A 17,305-nucleotide genomic window follows, 5' to 3' on the forward strand; every position below is an offset into this window, starting at 1 on the left:
CAAGCGAAGCTCCGAAACCAAGTGAGGCACCAAAGCCGAGCGAAGCTCCGAAACCAAGTGAAGCACCAAAACCAAGTGAGACACCAAATCCAAGTGTAACACCGGATAGCACTGCGACACCAGCGGTGACAGAAATGCCGAATGCAACGGAAACTCCGGATGCAACAGATACACCGACTCCGGCTGTAACAAACGCGGATTCTGGAAATAATGGTGGAAATGGCGGCGCTTCCGGTTCTGACGGAACAAATTCTAATGGAACAAATGCTGCAGGAAATACATCTGGTTCACAGAAAACAGATGGTGTAAAAACTGCAGATGAAACAAAAGTCGCAGGCTCTGCAATGATGTTCCTGTTTGCGCTTGTTGATGTTGTACTTGCTTTCTGGGCACTTCGACTGAAACATCGCAGAAGCGAAAAATAAATCATGATCATCCCTGAAATATAGTTGAAAATGTTGCTGGATTTCTCTGGAGAGGAGCAGATCCGGCAGCATTTTTTTATTTGAATGCTGACTTTACAGAAAAACATCGACTAATTATAATAAAAATGTAAAAAGGAAGATTCAGGAGGAACTACATGTCATATATGATCAGAAAAGCGGAAAAGGAGGACCTGCCGCGAATTTATGAGATTTATGAAACAGCGAGACAATTTATGCGGGAGAACGGAAATCATGCACAGTGGGGAGCAGGGGACAGACCGGAAGAACTGCTGGAAGATGATATTTCTCAGGGAGATCTGTATGTACTGGAAGATGCGGTCGCAGATGAAGCAATAATCCATGCAGTATTTGCTTTTATAAAAGGAGAAGATCCTGTTTATCTGAAAATTGAACAGGGCAGCTGGATGGTGGATACAGAGTATGCAGCAGTACACCGTGTTGCGAGTGATGGAACGGTCCGTAATGTGCTGGAAAAGATCATGGACTACTGTAAGGCACAGATACCGCATTTACGAATAGATACACATGAGGATAATAAAGTAATGCAGCATGTACTTGAAAAATATGGCTTTGTACGGTGTGGAATCGTGTATGTGCCGGATGGAAGCCCGCGTATTGCATATGAGTTACTGGAAAAATCCGAATGAGTTTTTAATGCAAAATTCTTATAAATATACATTTTGCTATTACGTAAATTTGTGGTAGAATAGAGAGAAAATGAATAGTTATACATAGAAAGGAACTATTATTATGGAAAAAGGTACAATTTTTAAATTTCATAATGACCTTGATACAGACCAGATCATTGCATCCCAGTATCTGCTTCTGCCAAATCTGGATGAAATGAAGGGTCATACATTTGAATCATTGGATCCTGATTTTGCAAAGAAAGTAAAACCGGGAGATTTCGTAGTTGGCGGTGAGAACTTTGGTTGTGGTTCTTCCAGAGAACAGGCACCGGGCGTACTCAAAGCACTTGGGGTACAGGCCGTTATCGCCAAATCCTTTGCAAGAATTTTCTTCAGAAATGCGATCAACATCGGGCTTCCGGCAATTGTCTGTAAAGATCTTCCGGATGATGTACAGACCGGAGATACCATGGAACTTCATATGTCTGATGGTACAGCAGTTGCAAATGGAAAGACTTATACCTGTACCAAACTTCCGGAATATATGCAGGGGATTCTGAATCAGGGCGGCCTGATCGCTTCACTGAACAAGGAGGAGAAATAACCATGGGAATGACAATCGCAGAAAAAATCATCGCAGCAGCAGCCGGTGTGGATAGTGTTAAACCTGGTGATATCCATACGGTTCAGCTTGACCGTCTGATGAGTAATGACGGAACGACTCATCTGACTGTAGATATGTATAATAATAAATTAAAAAATCCGCATATTGCAGATACAAAAAAACTTGTTTTTATCGTTGACCACAACGTACCGTCTGACTGTCCGAAAACAGCAGCATCCCAGAAAAAAATGAGAGACTTTGCAAAAGAAAACAACATTGATTTCTGGGAAGGCAAAGGCGTCTGCCATCAGGTTATGATCGAGAATTATGTTCGTCCGGGTGAACTGATCTTTGGCGCAGACAGCCATACCTGTTCTTATGGTGCACTTGGCGCATTCGGAACCGGTGTCGGATGTACAGACTTTCTTTATGGAATGGTAACAGGAACTTCCTGGGTACTGGTTCCGGAATCTGTAAAATTCAATCTGACCGGTAAACTTCCGGAAGGTGTTACCGCCCGTGACCTGATCCTTACCATCATTGGAAAAGTTGGTGCAAACGGATGCAACTATCAGGTAATGGAATTCACCGGAGAAGGCGCAAAAACATTAAGCATCAGTGATCGTATGACTCTCTGCAATATGGCAGTAGAGGCCGGTGCAAAGACAGGTATCTTTGAAGCTGACGAAAAGGCGATGGAATACCTTAAAGAGCACGGACGTGAGCCAAAAGCTGTATTCCACAGCGATCCGGATGCAAAATATGTAAGAGAATATACCTTTGATCTGAGTAAAGTACGTCCGGTAGTGGCTAAACCAGATTTTGTAGATAATGTTGTTCCTGCAGAAGAAGCATGTGGAATTGAGATCAATGAAGCATTCCTTGGTTCCTGTAACAACGGACGTATTGAAGATCTGCGCGTAGGTGCCGAGATCATCAAAGGAAAGAAAGTATCTGATAAAGTACGTTTTCTCGTTGTTCCGGCAAGCCAGACCATCTATCGTCAGGCATTAAAAGAAGGTCTGATCGACATCTTCATGGAAGCTGGCGCGATCGTTATGAACCCGAACTGCAGTGTATGCTGGGGAAGCTGCCAGGGCGTTATCGGCGAGAACGAAGTCCTGATCAGCACAGGAACACGTAACTTTAAGGGTCGTGCAGGTCATCCGAGCTCCAAAGTATATCTTGGATCTGCAGCAACTGTTACTGCATCTGCAATTGCAGGCAAGATCGCACTGCCGTCTGAAATCTGAGAAAGAGAAGAGGATAACATAGATTATGGAAAAGTTTACAGGCAAAGTGTGGGTACTTGGCGATGATATCGATACTGACATCATCATCCCGACCGAGTATCTGGCACTCAAGACAATCGATGATATGAAACAGTATGGATTCAGCCCACTTCGTCCGGAACTGGCTGGACAGATTCAGAAAGGTGACATCATTGTTGCCGGCAAAAACTTTGGCTGCGGTTCTTCCAGAGAGCAGGCACCGGAGATTATCAAAGCACTGGGAATTCAGTGTGTCATTGCAAAATCATTTGCAAGAATTTTCTTCAGAAACTCCATCAACAACGGACTTCTGCTGATCGAGCAGCCGGATCTTCACGATGATATCAAAGAGGGAGATACCGTAACTGTTGTGATGAATGAACATGTAGACTATGATGGAAAACAGTACCCGATCGCTTCCCTGCCGGAGAACCTGATGAGTATCATTCAGGCCGGTGGACTTGTAAAAGCCATGCGCAAACTGAACGGACTGGACTAAGGAGGAAGAGCAGATGGGCGAAACAGTTATTGAAAAGATTATCAGAAATAATGTGGGTCATACAGTAAAACCTGGCGACATTGTGACCGTTAACGTAGACAGAGTCATGATCCATGATATTTTTATTCCATTTGTTGCAGAGAAGTTTGAAGAGATGGGATTCAAGAAATTATGGGATCCGGACAAAGTTGTTCTGATCTATGATCACCTTGTACCGGCAAGTCAGCTGGACGATACCAGACATTTCCATGTGGGAGATGCATTTGCAGAAAAATACGGAATGAAAAACGTACACAGAAGCGATGGAATCTGTCATCAGCTGATGACAGAGGCTGGTTATGTCAAACCGGGTAATATTGTCTTTGGTACAGACAGTCATACAACTACTTACGGATGCGTCGGTGCATTTTCTTCCGGTATCGGATATACAGAGATGGCAAGCATTCTTGGAACAGGAACCATGTGGATCAAAGTTCCGGAGACGATCAAGGTTGTGATCGATGGAGAACTTCCGGCGAACGTTATGTCCAAAGATGTAATTCTTCGTCTGATCGGTGATCTGGGCGCAGACGGTGCAACTTACCGTGCACTGGAATTTACAGGCAGTGCAGTAAAAAATATGTCCGTTGCAAGCCGCATGACCATCGCAAACATGGCAATCGAGGCAGGGGCAAAATGTGCACTTTTCACACCAGATGAAAAGACAGCAGAGTACTGTGAGATTGAACTGAACGATTTTCAGAAGAGTCTTGTCGGGGATGGGGATGCTGCATATCTCAAGACGATGACTTACCGTGGGAAGGATTTTGTTCCGGTCATGGCATGCCCGTCACAGGTGGATAAGATCCGTGATGTCAGCACACTGGAAGGAGCGGAGATCGATCAGGTATTTATCGGCTCCTGTACAAATGGACGTCTGGAAGATCTGGCAGCAGCGGCTGAAGTTCTGAAAGGTAAGAAAGTTGCTGATTATGTAAAACTGATCGTGACACCGGCAAGCCGCAAGATCTACAGACAGGCAATTGAACTTGGTATTCTTGATACGCTGGCAGAAGCAGGCGCAATGATCACACATCCGGGATGTGGACTGTGCTGTGGACGTGCAGGTGGTATTCTGACAGATGGAGAGCGTGTTGTAGCAACAAATAACCGTAATTTCCTTGGACGTATGGGAACTTCCAAAGTAGAAATCTATCTGGCATCTCCAAAGACTGCAGCAGCATGTGCAGTGGCTGGAAAGATTGTCAGCCCGAAATAAAAACTTAAAAAACACCAAAAAAAGTCAAGAAGGAAGAATATTTTTTTCTATCTTGACTTTTTTCTGATTTAGCACTATAGTATAACGCAGTAACAGCAATAACGAGGTGAAGTTTGCAGGAAAGAGGTATAAGCCCACCGAAGGAGTAAAACTCTCAGGTATCCGTATTGTCGGACAGAAACTGTAAATGGATCGTATCTCTGGAGACGCCTGTTTCAGTACAGGGGCCGAAGGTGCAAGCGACGCGTAAGCGTCTTGAATCTCTCAGGCAAAAGGACAGAGGATGCTTTTGATAATTACATCCTGAAGTTTATTTTTTATTTTTATTCTTTTTTAATTGTCTGATTTATCTTGATTCTTAGCAGTTCATCGGAGAACGGTTCTTATTTCTTTATTCCCCTTTTTATGATGCTGAAAAATACATATGTAAGGAGAACTTTTTGAGATGTGGGAAGCAATCAATAATTTTTTAGTTGCAGTGGATGACAAGGTCTGGGGCGTACCGCTTATGGTATTGATCATAGCCGGTGGCGTTCTTCTTACCAGCAGACTTGGGTTCCTTCAGGTACGTCGTCTTCCATTGGCGCTGAAATGGATGTTCAAGAATGAAGAAGAGGGAGATGGTGAGATCTCCAGTTTTGCGGCACTGTGTACAGCATTGAGTGCTACGATCGGTACCGGTAATATCGTAGGTGTCGCAACAGCAGTCTGTGCCGGTGGTCCGGGAGCACTTTTCTGGATGATCGTGGCAGCATTCTTTGGAATGGCAACAAAATTTTCTGAAGGTCTTCTGGCAGTTAAATACCGTGTGGTTGCAGAAGACGGACACAGCCTTGGTGGACCATTCTATTATATCGAAAAAGGTATGGGATCAAAATGGAAATGGCTTGGCAAGATCTTTGCATTCTTCGGTGTTTGTGTAGGACTTTTCGGTATCGGTACATTCAGCCAGGTAAATGGTATTTCCAGTGCCGTACAGAACTTCTTTGACCCGGACAAGACAAACTGTATCAACATCCCATTCCTGGGACAGTATTCTGTAGCAGTTGTTGTTTCTTCTCTGATCCTTGCATTCTGTGTAGCTGCGATCCTGATCGGAGGACTGAAACGAATCGCAACTGTAAGTCAGATCATTGTTCCATTTATGGCAGTGATCTATATTATCTTCAGTATTACATTAATCATCTGTAATATTACAGAAATTCCGGCAGCAATCGTAACAGTTGTCAAAGCAGCATTTAATCCGAGTGCGGTAACCGGTGGTGTGGTTGGTTCTATGATCGTTGCAATGCAGAAAGGTGTTGCACGAGGAATCTTCTCCAACGAAGCTGGTCTTGGTAGTGCACCGATCGCAGCAGCAGCAGCTCAGACAAAAGAGCCGGTACGTCAGGGTCTGGTCAGCATGACAGGTACTTTTATTGATACGATCATTATCTGTACAATGACAGGTCTTTCCATTGTCCTGACAGGTGCATGGCAGGTAGAGGGAATTGAAGGTGTACAGGTTACTACTTATGCGTTCCAGCATGGACTTCCGTTCCCGGCTAAGTTTACAGCATTTGTATTGATGCTCTGTCTTGTATTCTTTGCATTCACAACGATTCTTGGATGGGATTACTACAGTGAACGTTGTCTCGAATACCTGACAAACGGACATAAGAAAAAAATCATCGTATACCGTTGGTTATACATCATTGCAGTATTTATTGGACCATACATGACAGTAAGTGCAGTATGGACTATCGCAGATATCTTTAATGGTCTGATGGCAATTCCGAATATGATCGCGCTGTTTGCTCTGAGCGGAGTTGTTGCAAAAGAAACAAAAGATTTCTTTAAAGCAGAAAAACATAAGCTCTGATAAACGTAGATTTTAAAAAATGAATAAATCCTCCTGTTTTTCATACACTAGACTGTGAATATGAGAACAGGAGGAATTTTTTTGAAGAAAAAAACAAAGACATTGCTTACCTGCCTGGCTGTACCTCTGGGAGTCGGAGCGGTTTCAGGTTTTCTTACACAGGGAAGTATGAATACATTTGAAAAACTGAAACAGCCGCCCCTTACACCTCCCGGATGGGTGTTTCCAGTTGTATGGACCGGACTGTTTGCCATGATGGGAACGGCTTCTTATCTGGTTGCAATCACACCAAAAACTGAAGAGAGAAAGAAGGCACTGACTTTATACGGGATTCAGCTCGCTGTAAATTTTCTGTGGCCGGTATTTTTCTTTAACGCAGGATGGTATCTGTTTGCGTTTGCCTGGCTGTTGTTTTTGTGGTATCTGGTATATTTATGTACAAAAACATTTTCTGAAATTTCGAGAACAGCTGGTTATCTGATGATTCCATATCTTGTCTGGCTGACTTTTGCAGGATATCTGAATTTCTTTATTTTTTTGTTGAACTGATATTGTTGAGCGGGGCATTGTCTGGTGGGCGGTGCCCTGAATTTTTTGAAACTGATACTTGACAATATTGTGAAAATCCCGTAATATTGGAAAGGAATATGCTTAACGCTAAATAGGTTGAACATTTTTCCAACTGCCGTAATGAATGGAAGTGACAGAATCTGTCATGAGAAATTCTGCGACAGCTTTTTTTATGCACAGGGAATGATTCCGGTGCAGATGGATGAGGGATACAAAGAGGGAAATTATGCTATACTTATAAGGAGGAAAAAGCATGAACTATGATGTGATCATTATTGGTGCCGGCCCTGGAGGGATTTTTGCAGCATATGAATTAATGAAAGAAATGCCGGACTGTAAAGTGGCAGTTTTCGAAGAGGGATATTCCCTTGAGAAAAGAAAATGTCCGATTGACGGCAAAAAGATAAAAAACTGTATCAATTGTAAGAGATGCTCGATTATGTGCGGATTTGGCGGCGCAGGCGCATTTTCTGATGGAAAATATAATATTACCAATGATTTTGGCGGAACGCTGTACGAGCATATCGGCAAGAGTGAAGCAATTGAACTGATGAAATATGTAGATGATATCAATATGGAATATGGTGGCGAAGGAACCAAACTTTATTCTACAGCAGGAACGAAGTTCAAGAAACTCTGTCTGCAGAATAAATTAAACCTTCTGGATGCTTCTGTGCGTCATCTGGGAACAGATATCAATTATGTAGTTCTTGAAAATCTTTATAATGCAATGAAAGATCATGTGGACTTCTATTTTGATACACCGGTACAGAAGGTGGAAATATTAGAAGACGGATATCGTATAATCTGTGAAAAGGGTTCTTATGAGTGTAAGAAATGCATCGTTTCAGTAGGAAGAAGCGGAAGTAAATGGATGGAAACTGTCTGTAAAGACCTGAGGATTCCGACAAAATCCAATCGTGTAGATCTTGGTGTCCGCGTGGAACTTCCGGCAGTCATTTTCTCACATCTGACAGATGAACTGTACGAGAGCAAGATCGTCTACCGTACAGAGAAATTTGAAGATAACGTTCGTACATTCTGCATGAACCCGAACGGAATCGTAGTAAACGAAAATACCAACGGAATCATCACCGTAAACGGCCACAGCTATGAGGGAGATGAGAAGAAAACAGACAATACCAACTTTGCACTTCTTGTTTCCAAACATTTCTCCGAGCCATTTAAGGACAGTAACGGATATGGTGAAAGTATTGCAAGACTTTCTAATATGCTTGGCGGCGGTGTTATCGTACAGCGTTTTGGAGATCTTGTACGTGGACGAAGAAGTACAGTGAAACGTGTGGAAGAGGGACTCGTAAGACCAACTCTTACTGCGACACCTGGAGATTTGAGTCTGGTACTTCCGAAGCGTATTCTGGATGGCATTATCGAGATGATCTATGCACTGGACAAAGTTGCACCGGGAACTGCAAATGATGATACTCTTCTGTATGGCGTTGAAGTCAAATTCTATAACATGGAAGTTGAAATTGATGACAATCTTGAAAGCTGTCATAAAGGTCTGTATGTGATCGGCGACGGAAGTGGTGTGACACATTCTCTGTCACATGCATCTGCAAGTGGTATTTATGTAGCAAGACATATCGCAGGACAGAAATAAATAAGTGGTATATGAAAGGCAGGCTCTTCGGAGTCTGTTTTTCTTTACAATTTTCTGATATACTGTAGGCATAAAATTACGTATGGAGGTATAGATTTTATGCATACACTTGAGAATGACCAGCTTTGTGTTACAATCAGTGATCACGGTGCAGAATTATCCGGAATTTTTGATAAAAAGAATGACAGAGAGATTCTGTGGAATGCAGATCCGTCACACTGGAAACGCCATGCTCCGGTTCTTTTTCCGAATGTAGGAAGATACTATGAAGATCATTGTCTGATTAATGGAAAAACTTACACTTCCGGACAGCATGGATTTGCCCGGGATATGGAATTCATCTGCGTGGAGGAAACGGAGAATTCGGTTACACATTTACTGGAATCCACGGATGAGACAAAGAAAGCATGGCCATATGAGTTTCAGCTGTATATTACACATACGCTGGAAGGTCGTGATCTGACAGTAGCCTGGAAAGTTGTGAACAAAGATCAGGAGATCATGTATTTTACGGTCGGCGCACATCCGGCATTTAATGTTCCGATACTTCCGGGTACGAAACGAGAGGATTATCATCTGACTTTCAGTGGACAGAAAGAGCTGACGTATCATCTGCTGGATACACGTTATGGTACAGCTATCCCGGATAAGGTGTATACACTTGTTCTCGAAAATGGAAGCTGCCAGATTACGGAAGGAATGTTTGATAAAGATGCGCTGATTTTTGATGATGGGCAGATTTCGAAGGCAGGCATTGCATTGCCGGATGGAACCCCGTATGTAGAAATTTCCTGTGAGGGATTTCCGAATTTTGGCATCTGGTCAGCCGGAGATGCACCATTTGTGTGTCTGGAACCATGGATGGGACGTTGTGATAATACCGGTTATGACAAAGAATTGTCTCAGAAAGCGAATATCAATATGCTTGAGCCAGAAGACGTTTTTGATAAATCATACGTGATATCTGTCAGATAAATCCAGGAAACTTATTTTTCCCTGACTTTTCTTTGCTATATTATCCCTTGTCAGTCTTTCGATGGTTGAAAAGTTCTGAAGAATATAGTACATTAGGTGTATAAAGAGAAAGGAGACAGGGGTATGAAAAAATCATTAAAGAAGGCATTATGTGGGCTGATGGCAGGTCTGATGGTCGCTGTAACAGTTCCGGCAGCACTACCGGAGGCTGTGTATGTGGCGGAAGTGCAGGCTGCAGCCAGAGTAGCAACGCCAAAGCTGGTATCCGCCAAAGCTTCAGGAAAATCCAAAATCGTTTTTAAATGGAAAGCGGTAAAAGGTGCCAGTGGTTATACTGTTTTTCGTAAGGAAAAAGGTGGCAAATGGAAGAATGTGGCAGAAGTAAAAGGTGCAAAGAAAACAGCATTTTCTGACACAAAAGTAATAACGGGAACACAGTATACCTACAGTGTGAAAGCATTTAAAAACACAAAAGGTAAGAAGACATTCAGCAGTTATAACAAAAAAGGAGTTACCGCGATCGCAGGACTGTATACATTGAAACTGAACAGTTCCAGAATTACTTTGAACCCGGGCAAGTCATATACATTAAAAGTCAATGGCACAAAGCTTACACCGGTCTGGAGATCAAGTAATTCAAAGATTGTAACTGTAAATAAAAAAGGTCGGATCACAGCCAAGAAAGCAGGAACAGCCAAAATTACCGCAACACTTGGTGGAAAGAAATTTGTATGTACAGTTACCGTAAAAAAAGCATCAGCCGCGGCAAACAAGCTGGCAAAGAATTATGCAAAAGTCAGAAACTATATTAATAAGAATGGCAGATACAGTGAGGATGGAAGCAAATATATTGAGGCTTCTATAGATGCAGAGACAACAGCTATTCTGTCTTATGATACAAAATCCGATAAGCTTGATATGGGACTGTCTTTGCAGATTAAAAAAGAGGGTATTATAAGTGCAATGGATATCCTTGTGAACTGTGCAAAATCAGATTCTGCAAGAGTCATTTCCGGAATATATGCAAGTGGAAACGCAGTCTATACAACAGCGACTATGAAAGCTTCCATATACAATGGAAAGCAGAATCTTGTATTTTATAATACAAATGGAAGCAGAGCACAGTCGGAAATTCAGGAAGCTGCAAATGCAACTCTTCAGGCGGCAATGGCAGGTACAGAATATCTGCTGAGATCAAAGCTGAATATGTCGTTAAAAGATCTTGGATTTAAAGCTTATAAATTATAAGTGAAAATTTAATTAAAATAAAAAAGAAAAGTGAACAGCCCGCGTGACTGCTCACTTTTCTTCTTATGTAAGTTTATTTATGTTCGTCGATTTTGAGGCGGCCCTTCAGTGCTACACAGCAGGCAAGGTCTCCAATAACATTGACACAGGTAGCACCCATATCGCACAGAGTATTGATGCTGATATATACGCCCATAACCCCGGCTGGAAGTCCTGCCATGGTAGCGAGCGCTGCAAAAGATGCAATTGCACCACCTGGAACACCCGGTGTTCCGACTGAAAGAAGTACGTTTGCCAGGAGTACAATAACCATCATGGAAATGCTGACATTGATTCCACATGCGTTGGCAAAGAACATGATCATGAAGGACATCAGAATGGATACAGCATCCATATTTACGGTTGCTCCGAGAGGAATCGCAATACTTGTGATCTTATTGGAAACACCCATTCCATCTTCCATGCACTGTTTACTGATCGGAATCGTAGCGGAGCTGGAGCATGTTCCGAATGCATTCAGTGCAGCCGGCATGATCGCCTTGAAAAATTTAATCGGACTTTCTTTACCGATTACTTTAACGGCAAGTCCATATACGACAAATGCAAAGATAAAGAATGCCAGGTACAGGATGATCAGCTGTGTAGCCAGTGAAATGATTGTTTCGGTACCATTTGCTTCTACAACCGGTACGATAGTACAGAAGACACCGATTGGGGTGAAGTACATGATCGTGCTGATAATCTTCAGGCACACTTCATTCAGTGAGTCGATCACATTCAGAAGCGGCTGACCTTTCTCACCTACTGCAATCAGGGTAAAACCGATGATGACGGCAAATACAAGAACCTGAAGCATGTTTCCCTGTGCGAAAGCAGATACAGGGTTGGACGGAATCAGGTTTTTGATGGTATCCAGAATATTGCTCATATCTGTAGCTGCAATATCAGATGTTGCCATTTCAAAAGAAACACCTCGTCCAAGATGGATCAGACGCGGGATGATCAGACCGGCAAGACTGGCGAGTGCAGTTGTGCAAAGGAAAAATACCATGGAAGCACCGGTAATCTTACCGGTGGTTTTAATACTTCCGATGCTGCAGATCCCCATGACAACGGAACAGAATACAAGTGGAAAGATCATCATATTCAGGGCATTCATGTAGATGCCGCCGAGAAGACTGGTAACTGTCAGAACCGGTGCAAAACAGTCCGCAAGAAACAGTCCGGTCAGGATACCGAGAAGCAGGCCGATAAAGATCGCACCGGTAATATGCTTCTGATACCAGGTATAAAATTTTTTCATTTTTCTCCTCCTCAAAAAAGTGGTATGTTTGGCAGAAATCCTCTTAAACATACAAAATATAACGAAAATTATAGCATGCACGCGCATTTGGTGTCAAGAAATCCTACAATCTTATAATATAGAAGGAATTTCTTTGGAAAAATTTATTTTATTTCATAAAAAAATATGATATAGTTACAAATATGGTTTTACATTAGAGAAACCTGACTGGGGGAATTCACGGTGAAGCAGACCATATTAGATAAAAATGAACTGGAATACTTTTTTGTAGAAGAATCCTATGGAGGCAATCAGGATCTGTTTCCAGATGTAACGATGCGTGATGGAGGATGCGGTGCAATAGCAGCTTGTGAAAGCTGTATTTATTTTGCCAGAACGAATGGAATAAAGAATCTTTATCCACATCAGTCGCAGGAAATCAGTTGGAAAGAATATCATGATTTTGCATATGTAATGAAACATTATCTTTGTCCGAGACCGAATGGAATCGATACGCTGGAACTTTTTATGGAAGGGTTTGGTGAATATCTTGCAGATGCGCATGATGACAGATTGCAGATGGAAGCTTTTCATGGAACACATACATATGAGGAAGCTGTTGAAGCTGTATGCAGACAGATTGACAATGCCTGTCTGATCCCGTATCTGATGTTGAAACATAAAAATGAGAAGGGCCCACTGGAGGACTATATCTGGCACTGGTTTATCCTTGCCGGATATGAAAAAAAAGAGGATGATCTTCTGGTCAAAGCTATTTCGTATGGGGAACATAAATGGTTTTCCCTGAAAGAAATGTGGGATACCGGATATGATAAAAAAGGTGGAATGATTTTGTATCATATATAGTAAGGAACGGGAGGATGTGATGAGCATGCTCCCTTGCTTTTAGGAGGTGCTGTTTTGGAAACCAGAGAGATACTAACCAGATTTAAAAATGGTGAACTGTCTATGGAAGAGGCGGAGCATTATTTTCGCAAAGAACCGTTTGAAGAAATGGATGATTATGCAAAACTGGATTCCCACAGAGAAATACGATCCGGATTTCCGGAAGTGATCTTCTGCAGCGGTAAGGCGGATCAGCATTTTGTTCATATTTTCAAGAAACTTTATGAGGATAACGGAGAAGTATTTGGTACAAGGGCATCCAGACATCAGTATGAACTTGTGAAAGATCTTCTTCCAGGGGTGGAATACGACGAATTATCTCACATTATTAAAATTGAAAAGAAAGAAAAAGAGCACATCGGTAAGATCGCGATATGTACAGCAGGAACTGCAGATATTGCAGTTGCTGAAGAAGCGGCACAGACAGCAGAGTATTTTGGCTCTCATGTGGAACGTATTTTTGATGTAGGTGTGAGTGGTATTCACAGATTGTTTTCCAGACTGGATGTGATCCAGGATGCGAATTGTGTGATTGCAGTTGCCGGAATGGAGGGGGCGCTTGCGAGTGTACTTGGCGGTCTTGTGGATAAACCGGTTATTGCAGTGCCGACATCGGTTGGGTATGGAGCGAGCATGAATGGACTGTCTGCACTTCTTACTATGATCAATTCCTGTGCAAATGGAATTGCAGTGGTAAATATTGATAATGGATATGGGGCAGGATACATTGCAACGCAGATCAACCGGCTGGCAGAGAGGGACTACTATGAGTAAAACATTATATTTGGAATGCTATTCGGGAATCAGTGGAGATATGACAGTTGCAGCACTTCTGGATCTGGGAGCTGACAGGGAGGTATTAAAGGAATCGCTGAAGAGTCTTCCGGTAGGTGGATTTCGGACAGAAATCACCAGGGTAAAAAAATCCGGATTAGATGCATGTGATTTCTCAGTTATTCTGGAACAGGATAATCACGATCATGATATGGAATATCTGCATGGAAGTGAGAAATCATATACAGGGCATTATGAACACAGTCATGAGGTGAATCATGAACATCATCATGGACATACGCATAGTCATGAGCATCCTCATGAACATCGTGGAATGAAAGAAATCACAGAGATCATTCAGAAGTCGGAAATGACTGTAAGAGCAAAGAAAATGGCAATGCGTGTATTTGATATATTGGCACAGGCAGAATCCAAAGCGCATGGAGTTCCGGTCGAAGAAGTTCATTTTCATGAAGTTGGTGCTGTAGATTCCATTGTAGATATTGCTGCAATAGCGATATGTATGGATAATCTGGATATTTCGAATGTGATCGTACCGGTGCTGTATGAAGGAACCGGTTTTATTCGTTGTCAGCACGGGCAGATTCCGGTACCGGTACCAGCCGTAACACATATTGCAGAAACACATAAATTAAAATTAAAAATCACAGACATACAGGGAGAACTGGTGACGCCGACAGGGGCAGCGGTGGTGGCTGCATTTCGTACATCAGACAGATTACCGGAAGATTTTACTATGTTGAAAACCGGCATTGGAGCCGGTAAACGCCAGTATCGTTGTCCGGGGATCCTGCGAGCCATGTTGATCCGGGAGACAACGGATCTACAGATAAAAGATATAATCTGGAAACTGGAGACAGATATGGATGACTGTGGTGGAGAAATGATGGGGCACGTTATGAATCTTCTTATGGCAAATGGAGCAAGAGAGGTGCATTATACACCGATTTATACGAAGAAGAACAGACCGGCCTATACGCTGACGGTAATCTGTAAAGAGAGTGAAAGAGAAAAGTTGGAAAATCTGATTTTTTCAGAGACAACAACGATCGGTATTCGAAGAGTGGAAATGGAACGTACGATTCTGCAAAGAGAAATTCAAAAAAAGGATACACCGGTCGGAACAGCAATTGTAAAAGCGTGCACATTACCGGATGGAAATATAAGATATTATCCGGAATATGAGAATGTGGCAGAACTGGCGGAAAGAAATCAGCTTAGTTTCCGTGAAACATATGACAGAATCAGGAGTTATTGGACAACAGAGAGGTGAGACAGAAGATGAAAACAGGACTTGTTTTGGAAGGCGGCGCAATGCGTGGAATCTATACAGCCGGAGTACTGGATGTTTTTTTGGAACAGGGGATACATTTTGACGGAGTGAACGGTGTTTCTGCCGGAGCACTGCATGGATGCTCTTTTGTATCCGGTCAGAAAGGAAGAAGCCTTCGTTATTTCAAAAAATATCGTAACGATAAACATTTTATGAGCTGGTGGAGTTTTCTGCATACAGGAGAAGTAGTAGGAAGACAATTTTGTTATCATGATATTCCGGAACGCCTGGATCCGTTTGACTATGAAGCATTTATCAAATCAGATACAGAGTTTTATGCGACCTGTACAAATGTAGAAACAGGAAAGGCAGAATATATCAAGATCACAGATATGATGACACAGATCGATGCGATGCGTGCATCTGCATCGATGCCGTATGTATCTAAAATTGTAAATTATAAAGGAATGAAGCTTCTTGACGGAGGATGTGCGGACAGCATTCCCGTGGAGGCGTTTAAAAGGATGGGCTATGACCGGATCGTAGTTGTACTTACCAGAGAAACCGGTTTTGTTAAAAAACCGGAAAATACAAAAATGGCAGAAATACGCTATCACAAATATCCAGAATTTGTGCATACACTGCAGAACAGACATAACGTTTATAATCACAGTCTGGATGTTATTAAGGAACTTGAACGGAAGGGTGAGGTATTCGTAATCCAGCCGGATAAGAAACTGGATATCAGTCGAATGGAAAATAATCTGGAGGTCATTCAGCAGGTATATGATATGGGAGAAAAAGATGCCCACATCCGTATGAAAGCACTGAAAGACTGGATGAACTTGCCGGAAGTATAAATAGAAGCAGAAAAGCAGGAGATACTCATGTCAGAAGTATACGAAATGAAGGTTATTGCAAGGATTCATAATGATTTTCCGACTAAATTTGGAATACCACATCAGAGTAACCGTTTGGAAACACTGAAGGCAACGATTGTTTTTGAACCGGAATATCGAGTAACAGAAGCTTTTCGCGGATTGGAAGAATACAGTTATATCTGGCTGATCTGGCAGTTTTCGGAAGCGGTAAGAGATACCTGGTCGCCGACGGTAAGACCGCCGCGACTTGGCGGAAATACCAGGATGGGAGTATTTGCAACACGATCTCCGTTTCGTCCGAATAATCTGGGGCTTTCTTCTGTGAAACTGGAAAAGATAGAATTTGATCAGAAACTTGGACCAATTCTGCATATATCAGGTGCGGATCTGATGAATGGAACACCGATTTATGATATCAAACCATATCTTCCTTATGCAGACAGTCATCCGGATGCAAAGGGAGGATTTACGGATCATATCAGAGATTATCGGCTACAGGTGGAATTTCCGGAAGAACTGATAAAAGAAATTCCAACGGGACAGAGAGAGGCACTTCTTGAGGTACTGGCGAATGATCCACGTCCACGTTATCAGAACAGACCGGATAAAGTGTATGGACTGGCATATGGACATAAGGATATTCATTTTCAGGTGAGAGATGATATACTGACGGTTTGTGATGTGACAGAATTTTCATCGCAAAAATCCTTTGACAAACAAAACAATGTATGATAATATTTTTATATGCAGTTAGTATATACTAACACAAAGCTTATTAAGCGGATCTATGGTCCGCTTTACTTTTAAAATGCAAGTTAGTTTAGAATAACAAAAGGAGAGGTGATGATATGAGCATCGTGATCGTAGGTGGTAATGAACGTATGGTATGTCAGTATGAGGATATCTGTAAAGGATATGGGTGTAAAGCAAAGGTATTTGCGAAAGAAAAAGGCGCTATGAAGAAAAAAATCGGGGCACCGGATCTTATGATTCTGTTTACAGGCACTGTTTCTCATAAGATGGTGAACTGTGCGGTAGAAGAAGCAAAGAAAAAGTCTATCCCAGTCTGCAGATGTCATACAAGCAGTGCGTCTGCTCTTGAAAGCATTCTCCGTGAATATTGTGCATAAAAATTAGTTTTTTATAAAGAAATACTTGCAAATCCCTGTGTTTTTCAATACAA

17 protein-coding genes, 1 pseudogene and 2 riboswitches are annotated in these 17,305 nt (G+C 42.2%); of the genes and pseudogenes, 17 read left to right on the forward strand and 1 reads right to left on the reverse strand.

Annotation, left to right across the window (positions count from 1 at the left end):
* From LI112_RS16570 to LI112_RS16620, 11 genes and pseudogenes are all read left to right on the forward strand, one after another.
* Positions 1-425 (forward strand): annotated as a pseudogene (locus tag LI112_RS16570) (hypothetical protein); the annotation flags it as partial.
* A 155-nt stretch (positions 426-580) separates the two neighbouring features.
* Positions 581-1,093 (forward strand): GNAT family protein, encoded by a 513-nt coding sequence (locus LI112_RS16575; protein WP_319638640.1) that lies wholly within the window; start codon positions 581-583, stop codon positions 1,091-1,093.
* Positions 1,094-1,196: 103 nt separating this feature from the next.
* A complete protein-coding gene (leuD, locus tag LI112_RS16580; protein WP_005426418.1) occupies positions 1,197-1,679 on the forward strand; it encodes a 3-isopropylmalate dehydratase small subunit in 483 nt (160 codons plus the stop codon).
* Between the two features lie 2 nt (positions 1,680-1,681).
* Complete coding sequence (locus LI112_RS16585; protein ID WP_173904116.1) at positions 1,682-2,932, forward strand: 3-isopropylmalate dehydratase large subunit; 1,251 nt, start codon at positions 1,682-1,684, stop codon at positions 2,930-2,932.
* Between the two features lie 25 nt (positions 2,933-2,957).
* A complete protein-coding gene (locus tag LI112_RS16590) occupies positions 2,958-3,449 on the forward strand; it encodes a 3-isopropylmalate dehydratase (protein WP_173904117.1) in 492 nt (163 codons plus the stop codon).
* A gap of 13 nt (positions 3,450-3,462) precedes the next feature.
* Complete coding sequence (locus tag LI112_RS16595) at positions 3,463-4,707, forward strand: 3-isopropylmalate dehydratase large subunit (RefSeq protein WP_173904118.1); 1,245 nt, start codon at positions 3,463-3,465, stop codon at positions 4,705-4,707.
* 106 nt (positions 4,708-4,813) lie between these two features.
* A riboswitch (glycine riboswitch) is annotated at positions 4,814-4,887 on the forward strand.
* Positions 4,888-4,897: 10 nt separating this feature from the next.
* Positions 4,898-4,997, forward strand: a riboswitch (glycine riboswitch).
* Positions 4,998-5,152: 155 nt separating this feature from the next.
* Complete coding sequence (locus tag LI112_RS16600) at positions 5,153-6,568, forward strand: sodium:alanine symporter family protein (protein ID WP_227191109.1); 1,416 nt, start codon at positions 5,153-5,155, stop codon at positions 6,566-6,568.
* An 81-nt stretch (positions 6,569-6,649) separates the two neighbouring features.
* A complete protein-coding gene (locus tag LI112_RS16605) occupies positions 6,650-7,117 on the forward strand; it encodes a TspO/MBR family protein (protein ID WP_227191110.1) in 468 nt (155 codons plus the stop codon).
* A gap of 274 nt (positions 7,118-7,391) precedes the next feature.
* Positions 7,392-8,762 carry an NAD(P)/FAD-dependent oxidoreductase gene (locus LI112_RS16610; RefSeq protein ID WP_055056501.1) on the forward strand — a complete coding sequence of 457 codons (1,371 nt, stop codon included), beginning with the start codon at positions 7,392-7,394 and terminating at the stop codon, positions 8,760-8,762.
* A 99-nt stretch (positions 8,763-8,861) separates the two neighbouring features.
* The gene (locus LI112_RS16615; protein WP_173904927.1) at positions 8,862-9,737 is read left to right on the forward strand and encodes an aldose 1-epimerase family protein; all 876 of its coding nucleotides are present in this window, start codon (positions 8,862-8,864) and stop codon (positions 9,735-9,737) included.
* Positions 9,738-9,860: 123 nt separating this feature from the next.
* Positions 9,861-10,985: an Ig-like domain-containing protein gene (locus LI112_RS16620; protein ID WP_005425147.1), complete on the forward strand. Its 1,125-nt coding sequence runs from the start codon at positions 9,861-9,863 to the stop codon at positions 10,983-10,985.
* Between the two features lie 73 nt (positions 10,986-11,058).
* Here the strand turns inward: LI112_RS16620 and LI112_RS16625 are convergent, their stop codons facing one another.
* Positions 11,059-12,288: a dicarboxylate/amino acid:cation symporter gene (locus LI112_RS16625; RefSeq protein ID WP_044925712.1), complete on the reverse strand. Its 1,230-nt coding sequence runs from the start codon at positions 12,286-12,288 to the stop codon at positions 11,059-11,061.
* A 222-nt stretch (positions 12,289-12,510) separates the two neighbouring features.
* On the opposite strand from LI112_RS16625, the gene LI112_RS16630 reads away from it, so the two are divergent.
* From LI112_RS16630 to LI112_RS16655, 6 genes are all read left to right on the forward strand, one after another.
* On the forward strand, positions 12,511-13,134 hold the full coding sequence (locus LI112_RS16630) for a hypothetical protein (protein ID WP_022388108.1): 624 nt from the start codon (positions 12,511-12,513) through the stop codon (positions 13,132-13,134).
* Between the two features lie 54 nt (positions 13,135-13,188).
* Complete coding sequence (gene larB, locus LI112_RS16635) at positions 13,189-13,947, forward strand: nickel pincer cofactor biosynthesis protein LarB (RefSeq protein ID WP_044925713.1); 759 nt, start codon at positions 13,189-13,191, stop codon at positions 13,945-13,947.
* Entirely contained in the window at positions 13,940-15,241 is a 1,302-nt protein-coding gene (gene larC, locus LI112_RS16640; protein WP_117739626.1) for a nickel pincer cofactor biosynthesis protein LarC, read from the forward strand. The genes larB and larC overlap by 8 nt, the downstream gene beginning before the upstream one ends.
* A gap of 8 nt (positions 15,242-15,249) precedes the next feature.
* Positions 15,250-16,101, forward strand: a complete 852-nt coding sequence (locus tag LI112_RS16645; protein WP_117739656.1) for a patatin family protein — start codon at positions 15,250-15,252, stop codon at positions 16,099-16,101.
* Between the two features lie 27 nt (positions 16,102-16,128).
* Entirely contained in the window at positions 16,129-16,854 is a 726-nt protein-coding gene (gene tsaA, locus LI112_RS16650; RefSeq protein ID WP_144368578.1) for a tRNA (N6-threonylcarbamoyladenosine(37)-N6)-methyltransferase TrmO, read from the forward strand.
* 116 nt (positions 16,855-16,970) lie between these two features.
* Positions 16,971-17,252 (forward strand): DUF2325 domain-containing protein, encoded by a 282-nt coding sequence (locus LI112_RS16655; protein ID WP_005425166.1) that lies wholly within the window; start codon positions 16,971-16,973, stop codon positions 17,250-17,252.
* Positions 17,253-17,305 lie beyond the last annotated feature (53 nt).

The organism is Blautia sp. 210820-DFI.6.14, from assembly GCF_020558815.1.
GTDB lineage: Bacteria > Bacillota > Clostridia > Lachnospirales > Lachnospiraceae > Blautia_A > Blautia_A obeum.

Coding starts and splice junctions, on each gene's coding strand:
- LI112_RS16625 (WP_044925712.1), bottom strand. CDS start 12,288: ATGAAAAAATTTTATACCTGGTATCAGAAGCATATTACCGGTGCGATC.
- LI112_RS16600 (WP_227191109.1), top strand. CDS start 5,153: ATGTGGGAAGCAATCAATAATTTTTTAGTTGCAGTGGATGACAAGGTC.
- LI112_RS16645 (WP_117739656.1), top strand. CDS start 15,250: ATGAAAACAGGACTTGTTTTGGAAGGCGGCGCAATGCGTGGAATCTAT.
- LI112_RS16615 (WP_173904927.1), top strand. CDS start 8,862: ATGCATACACTTGAGAATGACCAGCTTTGTGTTACAATCAGTGATCAC.
- larC (WP_117739626.1), top strand. CDS start 13,940: ATGAGTAAAACATTATATTTGGAATGCTATTCGGGAATCAGTGGAGAT.
- leuD (WP_005426418.1), top strand. CDS start 1,197: ATGGAAAAAGGTACAATTTTTAAATTTCATAATGACCTTGATACAGAC.
- LI112_RS16620 (WP_005425147.1), top strand. CDS start 9,861: ATGAAAAAATCATTAAAGAAGGCATTATGTGGGCTGATGGCAGGTCTG.
- LI112_RS16585 (WP_173904116.1), top strand. CDS start 1,682: ATGGGAATGACAATCGCAGAAAAAATCATCGCAGCAGCAGCCGGTGTG.
- LI112_RS16590 (WP_173904117.1), top strand. CDS start 2,958: ATGGAAAAGTTTACAGGCAAAGTGTGGGTACTTGGCGATGATATCGAT.
- LI112_RS16610 (WP_055056501.1), top strand. CDS start 7,392: ATGAACTATGATGTGATCATTATTGGTGCCGGCCCTGGAGGGATTTTT.
- LI112_RS16655 (WP_005425166.1), top strand. CDS start 16,971: ATGAGCATCGTGATCGTAGGTGGTAATGAACGTATGGTATGTCAGTAT.
- LI112_RS16595 (WP_173904118.1), top strand. CDS start 3,463: ATGGGCGAAACAGTTATTGAAAAGATTATCAGAAATAATGTGGGTCAT.
- LI112_RS16575 (WP_319638640.1), top strand. CDS start 581: ATGTCATATATGATCAGAAAAGCGGAAAAGGAGGACCTGCCGCGAATT.
- tsaA (WP_144368578.1), top strand. CDS start 16,129: ATGTCAGAAGTATACGAAATGAAGGTTATTGCAAGGATTCATAATGAT.